This window comes from Pseudanabaena sp. SR411, assembly GCF_002251945.1.
GTDB lineage: Bacteria > Cyanobacteriota > Cyanobacteriia > Pseudanabaenales > Pseudanabaenaceae > Pseudanabaena.
This window is the reverse complement of record NZ_NDHW01000149.1, coordinates 1-6,802: the sequence shown is the minus strand read 5'-3', so window position 1 is coordinate 6,802 and position 6,802 is coordinate 1. Positions and strand designations below refer to the sequence as shown.

Annotated in this window: 7 protein-coding genes; 4 read left to right on the top strand and 3 right to left on the bottom strand. The window is 40.1% G+C overall.

Going from position 1 to position 6,802, the window contains the following annotated elements:
* The first annotated feature begins 201 nt into the window (after window positions 1-201).
* A complete protein-coding gene (locus tag B9G53_RS15535; protein ID WP_094533875.1) occupies window positions 202-1,833 on the top strand; it encodes a hypothetical protein in 1,632 nt (543 codons plus the stop codon).
* 34 nt (window positions 1,834-1,867) lie between these two features.
* Window positions 1,868-2,989 (top strand): helix-turn-helix domain-containing protein, encoded by a 1,122-nt coding sequence (locus B9G53_RS15530; RefSeq protein WP_094533873.1) that lies wholly within the window; start codon window positions 1,868-1,870, stop codon window positions 2,987-2,989.
* A gap of 335 nt (window positions 2,990-3,324) precedes the next feature.
* Here the strand turns inward: B9G53_RS15530 and B9G53_RS15525 are convergent, their stop codons facing one another.
* Genes B9G53_RS15525 through B9G53_RS15515 form a run of 3 tightly spaced genes read right to left on the bottom strand, consistent with a single transcriptional unit; the run spans window position 3,325 to window position 5,337 of the window.
* Entirely contained in the window at window positions 3,325-4,011 is a 687-nt protein-coding gene (locus B9G53_RS15525; protein WP_094533871.1) for a DUF6753 family protein, read from the bottom strand.
* A gap of 1 nt (window position 4,012) precedes the next feature.
* Complete coding sequence (locus B9G53_RS15520; RefSeq protein ID WP_094533869.1) at window positions 4,013-4,732, bottom strand: mobilization protein MobD-like protein; 720 nt, start codon at window positions 4,730-4,732, stop codon at window positions 4,013-4,015.
* Between the two features lie 11 nt (window positions 4,733-4,743).
* Window positions 4,744-5,337 (bottom strand): hypothetical protein, encoded by a 594-nt coding sequence (locus B9G53_RS15515; RefSeq protein WP_094533867.1) that lies wholly within the window; start codon window positions 5,335-5,337, stop codon window positions 4,744-4,746.
* A 780-nt stretch (window positions 5,338-6,117) separates the two neighbouring features.
* Here B9G53_RS15515 and mobC point away from each other — a divergent pair.
* Together mobC and B9G53_RS15505 are read left to right on the top strand one after the other, a co-directional pair.
* Entirely contained in the window at window positions 6,118-6,528 is a 411-nt protein-coding gene (mobC, locus tag B9G53_RS15510; RefSeq protein ID WP_094533865.1) for a plasmid mobilization relaxosome protein MobC, read from the top strand.
* Window positions 6,515-6,745: a hypothetical protein gene (locus tag B9G53_RS15505; RefSeq protein WP_176453233.1), complete on the top strand. Its 231-nt coding sequence runs from the start codon at window positions 6,515-6,517 to the stop codon at window positions 6,743-6,745. Before mobC ends, B9G53_RS15505 begins: the two co-directional genes overlap by 14 nt.
* Window positions 6,746-6,802 lie beyond the last annotated feature (57 nt).

The following is a 6,802-nucleotide window of genomic DNA, read 5'->3' as shown; positions in this document are numbered from 1 at the left end:
GCAGTTTTTTGAATCCAGTCAATTTCTCTCAAAAATACAATTACGAAAAACACTGGATTTTATCTTTTCATTAATTCACTGATCTTATAGCGGGAAGGGAGTAATCAGGTTGATGCACAAAAAGTCGAAGTATATGTCAAGTATTGGCGAAAAAATTGGCTGTCTATCATTAAAGATTGCCTCTCTCCAGAGCTAAGTCAATTGTATAGCCAGCTTGATGAAGAACTTAATGTAATTGTTGATAGCAAAAATGTTAATCCTCCCAAGTTAGAAGTAGAAATAATAGAACTGGCTGAAAAAGATATTAATGAACTACTTAAGCATTTCAAGGAATGTCCAAAGTCTCATAATAATTTGTCTTGGGCTTTAGTAATTACCCCATATGCTCAAAAATTTGTAAACGAAATTGAACGATTTAAAGAACTTGATTTGCAATTCATGATTAGTTTATTTCGAGGATTAGAAGAAGCATTAAAAACACAAAAAACAGAACTGTCAGCATTTCTTTGGAACCCTGTTTTTGACCTTTGTACTTGGATTCTTGATAACTTCAAAGAAATTTATAATCATGAGCTTTCAAATGAATGGAACAGACTATGCGACTCTATGGTTCACTTGATTGATTCTGGCTTACAGGCAAAAGCACCAAATCAAATTCCCCTGACTCTTCGCGATCAGGTTTGGCAAATCTTGACGTACCTTGTTAATGACCCACATCTAACGCCTAGCTTTACAACTCACTATCATGGTAGTAGTCAAGGTGCTTACGGAGCGTCCATTAATACAGTACGTGGTCAAGCAATGCACGCAGTTATTCACTATATTCGGTGGATTAGACAGGACGCTGACGGCAATGTGCCAATGGCTCAAAATTTCCAAGATGTGCCAGAAGTTCAACAAATTTTGGAGCAACACCTTGATCCTCAGAAAGATCCATCTTTAGCTATTCGCTCAGTTTATGGTCAATGGTTTCCTTATCTCTACGATCTTGCATCAGATTGGACATTGCAGCAGACAGCTCGAATTTTTCCTGAAGAACCAGATTATCAAGAATTATTTGACTCTGCATGGCAAGGATACATACTTCGCGATCGAGTCTACTCTAATATTTTTAGCGTCCTAAGAGAAAAATATAGTCATGTTATAGAACAGCTAACGAATCAAAATTCAACTTCCCATGAACAATCAGAGGCGAATAGCGCATTATCAAGCCATTTACTTGATCTCTTTTGGTTTGAAGTCATTAACTTAGATGAGCCTGACACATTAATTGAAAGGTTCTTTGCTAATGCTTCAATTCATTCTCGTAGTGAATTTATACGCGATATTGGTTGGAGATTGCTCTATGGGATAAGAGAACCACATAACATTGAAATTAATCATGAATTGCGTCAACGTCTTCAAAAGTTTTTAGATTGGCGTATTGCTAAAGTTAAGGAGCCTAGCTTTTCAGATGACATATCTGATCTAAAGTATTTTAGTTGGTGGTTTGCTTCAGATAAGTTAGATAATCAGTGGGCGATCTCAAAATTAATTGAGGTTCTCGGACTTTTAGGCACTGTCGATTATTGTGGGGATGAGTTTTTAGATCATCTTGAAAAGTTAGCGATTGAAATGCCGAAAGATGCAGTTCAATGCCTAAGTCTCATGGCTAGTGGTGACAAAGCAATCGAATGTTTTAGTTCTTATCGTATTGAACATTACTGCTCTATTCTTCAGACTGCTTTAGAAAGTGGAGATGAAAATGCTCAAAAACAAGCTGAAGTGCTTATTAATCAGCTAGTTGCTCGTAACTTAGGGGATTACAGAAAGCTTCTCTTTAAAAATAATTAGAGATAGATAGAAATATGGTATTGAGGATAAGTGAATGAATAAGCAGCAAACAAATAAAAAGAAGACTCCTAGAGTTATGCCTGATGTATCTGAATATATCAAGCTATACAAAGAATCAAACTACCCCATCCGAGACATAGCAAAACACTATCAGGTATCGGTTTCGACGGTATATAACGCGATGGTTGCGGCTGGGTTTAGTGAATTTAGACCCAAACATGCGCGACTGAGCCATACAAGGATGTCAAAAGAAGAACAGGCGATCGCCCTATACCAAACAGGAGTGACAAGGACAGCCGTAGTCCAGAAGCTCAATATCTCAGCTAAGACCCTGAACCAAGTCCTAGAGAAGCATGGCATCCCCATTCGCCGAGGGATCGATTTAGTCACCTCCGCCAATCGCGCCGCCCAGTACAGCAAAGCCTATAACGATCACCACTTAACCCTAAGAGAAACCGCAGAACTATTTGGAGTCTCCCACCCAATTATCCTGCGGGAACTAAAGCGCAATGGCTACCCAATTAGGCAAAGCGTAGACTCCAAAAATCGTCCCACCTTTAAGCTAAAACACAAGCTGGGAGGCATCGCAGGCTTACCCACACCAAAACTAACACCCAAACAAAAAGAGCGTCGTCAGATCTTGATGCGAATCAGGCAGAGACGTGAAGATAACCAAAAGCTCAAGCGCCTCAAAAACTACAACCGTGCCAAAGAATATTGGCAACTGGTAAATGAAGGCGGATTAGACTTTGAGGAAGTGGGTAAGCTATTTGACCTGTCAGGTAAGACCATAGAACGGGTAATTGTCCAAGCAGGGATCGACATTTCCGAAGTAGCCCGCAGAGCAAAAGCTGCCGCTTTCAAAGAAGAACAAGCGATCGCCCAGAAATATTGGGAGTTGTATAGCAAACCAATGAGCCTAGACGAAGTGGGCGCAGTCTTTGGTCTTAGCGATTCCACGGTTCGAGCCGTGTTAATTAGACATGGATATGAAATCAGGAAGCGAGGCAGGATTGAGAACAGCGATCGCAACCAGATGAAACCAAGGCAGCCGAAACCCAAAAAAAATAAGCAACAAGCCATCATCCCAGCCGAAAATATGGAAGCAACGGGAAAAGCATTAGATCTGCTAATTTCAAATACAAAGGTTAAGTAATCTGCATTATGAATAGCTTTTGCTGTAAATGTTACTTGTTTACAAAAACATATTAATCAGATTATTGAACATAGTGTTTTTTTGATTAATGATATTTGCAACCAAAATCAACGCTGATCTTCATATACCCTCTGGGTTTCAGCTCCATACCCAGAGAGGGCACTAACATTTAGGGTATCTCTATATTATTGACAGTAGCAACGATAAATTAAGGGTTTCAACCTTACATTATTGAGAATACAGCTATTTTTAGAGAGACTCTTTAGTTGATAAAAAACACTATAACCAATTCATTGGATATAGTGTTTTTTCGATTAATAATCGGTGTAATAAAATTAACGCCGATCTTCATATACTCTCTGGCTTTCAGGCAATACCCAAAGAGCGCACAAACCTCTAGTAACGTACTTACCATTGAGAATAATCAAAGCATCCTTAAGGTTTTGCTGGTCTTGAAGACAAGTCTTTAAAATGTCGCGATTCCAGTCCACGAGATTCCTTGCTAGTTTGCCATCATCACTAGCTAACCAGTCCAAATCCTTTGTAGTCTGGGGATTGAGACTAGGCTGAGGAGATACAACCCTAGCGATCGCCAAGCCCGAAACCAGACCTGCTGCTAAGCCAATCATCAACATCCCCGCACAGAAACCAATGAAGGGCAAGCTAATCGCCCGCCAATAACCTTGGGATTCCTGATGCTGTTTGTTTTTGATGATATTCGCGATCGCCTGACTAATCGCCACCTCCTGTTCCTTAACCGCAGTCTCACGCAGAGTTGCCAGAAAGTCACGGAACTTTTGAATACCAACATCAAAGCCCTTGGCTAAGGCACTTTGGAGTAGGTTGGGCGCAGTAGCCACCGTAGCCGCAACTTGGGCATTGGACAGAAAAATCGCAATGTAAGGATCGTTCTGGGGAATACCAGACTTAGCCACAATCTCGTAAATCTTGGCTTTGACATTGGGATCGTAGTCATGGATGGCAATATCCAGATAGGTTTTAGGTTGAGGATCGCTATTCATACTAGGATTTTGCTTCTTTTTTCTGGACGTTTTGAGGCAAGAGATTGGTGGACTCAAAGGCTTTGTAGGCATCTCTGAGGAAGGTTTTGATTTGATTCCTGCCAATGATGCCAAATTCGGAGTAGTTGGAAGCCTCATCAAAAGTTAGGCGTTTAGCATTAATTTCAATGCGTCTGCCATCTCCCAACTTCGGAAAATCAATCACGGCTACACCATATTCGGCGATCGCCTTCTGGATTGCTTCATGCTCGTGGAAATAGCCCCATTCATCACAACGACCCCAGTTTTTGATAAACACATGGGTGATGTAGCCTTGGTAATGTTCCAGAGACTCAATGAATAGCTCGATTGAGTCACTTTCACCATCACTGACGAACCACTTGGTAAAAGATACGCCATGCTCCTTTCCCAAGTCTAGCAAACCTTTGGTGTTAATCCATTGCGATACAGCACGATGAGCTTGAGCGGGTAAATTGACCACGACAGTTTTCTTGAGCGCATAGTCAAAAATAGAATCAGGGACATCTGCCATTTTTTCATTTTCAGAGAAAAAAGCAGCCTTGCTGTCTTTATAAATATTGAGGACGGTGGGATTACTACGATCCGCTTCAATACCAGCTAATGGGATGGCGCGATCCTTGAGGTATTGGAGCATGGTACGAGCAACCCAACTTTTGCCCACACCACCTTTTTCACCATCGATCAGGTTAATAATTGCCATAAGTTTGCTTCCTAATAACGATTGTAGTGTTTCAAGATTTTCTGTTGTGCTAAGTAGTCATCATCGTCGTCATCGTCTACAGGGACAGACTTGGGGACGATACTTTTGGGCTTGATAGACTCAGCCTGATTAGTCTGTTTTAAGTCTGAATTTATTCTGGTAGTTGTAGGTTGAATGTCTTTGGTCAAGCCAATAACATTCTGACTGCTAGGTGCTGAACTAGGATGCGAATCCGACAACTTTGCGGGTTCAGACGACAAAATTGACAGAGTAGGAGCGCCCAAGGCTTTTGCGGCTTTAGTAGCATCGCGTTTGGCTTTTGCCGCCGCCTTTTTATTTTCCACATCGATCTTCTGTAAATACTTTCGTACTGTCTCACCAGAGATAGCAATGTGTAGTTCGCTTGTCAGTTTGTTGCTGACTTCTTCAAAGGTGTATCCCAAAGCGATTAAAGATCTAATCCCACTTTCCAAGGTTCGGATGATATCGAGTTTGGTTTTGGGGTTGGTTTTCTTCTGGGGTTCATTGACCCATCGCTCTGATAAAGCTACCAGTTTATCCGTATCTAAGTCCGCTAATGACGAGCGGGAAGGAACTTCAATCATTGCTTTAAATGCTTTTTGGGTGGACGTATTTCCCTAAACTGTTGTCAAAAATATCCTCAACAAGGAAATCTCTGACCCAGATTAATTTTGATATTGTTTCGATCACCTCCCAGTTTATTGTTTTTTTCAATCATAACCATTGCGAAAGAATATTAGGCTAATTTACTTGATGAGATTTTTACAATTTGTTAACAACCGCGTAATTCCTGTCAATGTCTGAAATCTAATAATCTCGCTTACCAAGATAGTATCAAGTCAATTCTGATCTTGGATACTTTTTATACTTAGACAGTGATTTATATGTCTTAAGTATTATATTTTGAGTTGCAAATCTATACCAGTTGAGTGACAATCCTGTGTAATTTGTTTCCCATAACCGTACCTTTTATTGTTCCAAAATCGTCCCAATGTTGTCCCACAATCGTGCGGATTGATGCGGATCTGCAACGATTTTCCGTGCTTTGAGGTATATCTAAAACAGCTCGCAAGCTATGTTGCTCGTCGGACAAGAAATCTCGCTATCGCTTGATTTTTGTTCGACGGCAACATTACGCTTGCCAAAGGGGAGTACCCCCTTTGGAATCCCCCTCAGCCAAATGATAAAATGCAAAGAAATTTAGAAAAGACAAACTAGATATAGAATTAACACTTTAAAATCTAAGTGTGTGGAGGAGAATAGGAACTGCAAAAATAACTGATAGCTACGGCTTATCAGACTCTTTATGATTTGCAAATATTTTTGACAACAATTAAGCAGGATAAACTTTAGGAATAACAGCAATGACTTTATCTGTTAGATTTACTGTGCGAATGACTGAAGAGGAGAAAGTAATCCTAGATAAAAAAGCAAGTCAATTGAATGTTAAAGCCAGTGAAATTGTGAGATGTGCAACGTTTAAATACGATCTGCCGACATCTAAGGTACAAGTTGTAAACGTAGATTGGGATCTTTATCACCTGTTGGGGGAAGTCAAATATGAATTAAATAAAATCGGTACAAATATCAACCAACTAGCCCATGATGCCAACTTGAGTCTAATGATGGGTAGCCCAATGCAACTACAACTGGAGGAACTTAATGAGATATCGCATCGTATCGATCAATCAATTGGTTCAATATCCGAACTAAGAACTCTGATTACGGAGAGTACAGGTATAAAGCCCAAATTAGGAGAAGATGATGATCGGTAAAATTATTAAGGGAAAGAGCTTTCAAGGCTGCTTATCCTATGTCATGGGAAAAACTGGTGCAGCAGTTGTAGGTATGAATATGGATGGCAAAGATCCATATAGTTTGGCAAATGAATTTTCTTTGTCTTGGCAATTGCGCCCTAAATTAAATTACAAAGTTTGCCATGTAATTCTTAGCCTTAGTCCTGAAGAGCATCTTACTCCCTTCCCGCTGTAAGGCATGGTAAAATATGAAATAAAAAGACAGTAAAAAAATGAACCAAAACGAAGCGCT

Excerpts from the sequence above, each read along its gene's own strand:
- B9G53_RS15530 (WP_094533873.1), top strand. The coding sequence starts at position 1,868 with ATGAATAAGCAGCAAACAAATAAAAAGAAGACTCCTAGAGTTATGCCT.
- B9G53_RS15525 (WP_094533871.1), bottom strand. The coding sequence starts at position 4,011 with ATGAATAGCGATCCTCAACCTAAAACCTATCTGGATATTGCCATCCAT.
- B9G53_RS15520 (WP_094533869.1), bottom strand. The coding sequence starts at position 4,732 with ATGGCAATTATTAACCTGATCGATGGTGAAAAAGGTGGTGTGGGCAAA.
- B9G53_RS15515 (WP_094533867.1), bottom strand. The coding sequence starts at position 5,337 with ATGATTGAAGTTCCTTCCCGCTCGTCATTAGCGGACTTAGATACGGAT.
- mobC (WP_094533865.1), top strand. The coding sequence starts at position 6,118 with ATGACTTTATCTGTTAGATTTACTGTGCGAATGACTGAAGAGGAGAAA.
- B9G53_RS15505 (WP_176453233.1), top strand. The coding sequence starts at position 6,515 with ATGATGATCGGTAAAATTATTAAGGGAAAGAGCTTTCAAGGCTGCTTA.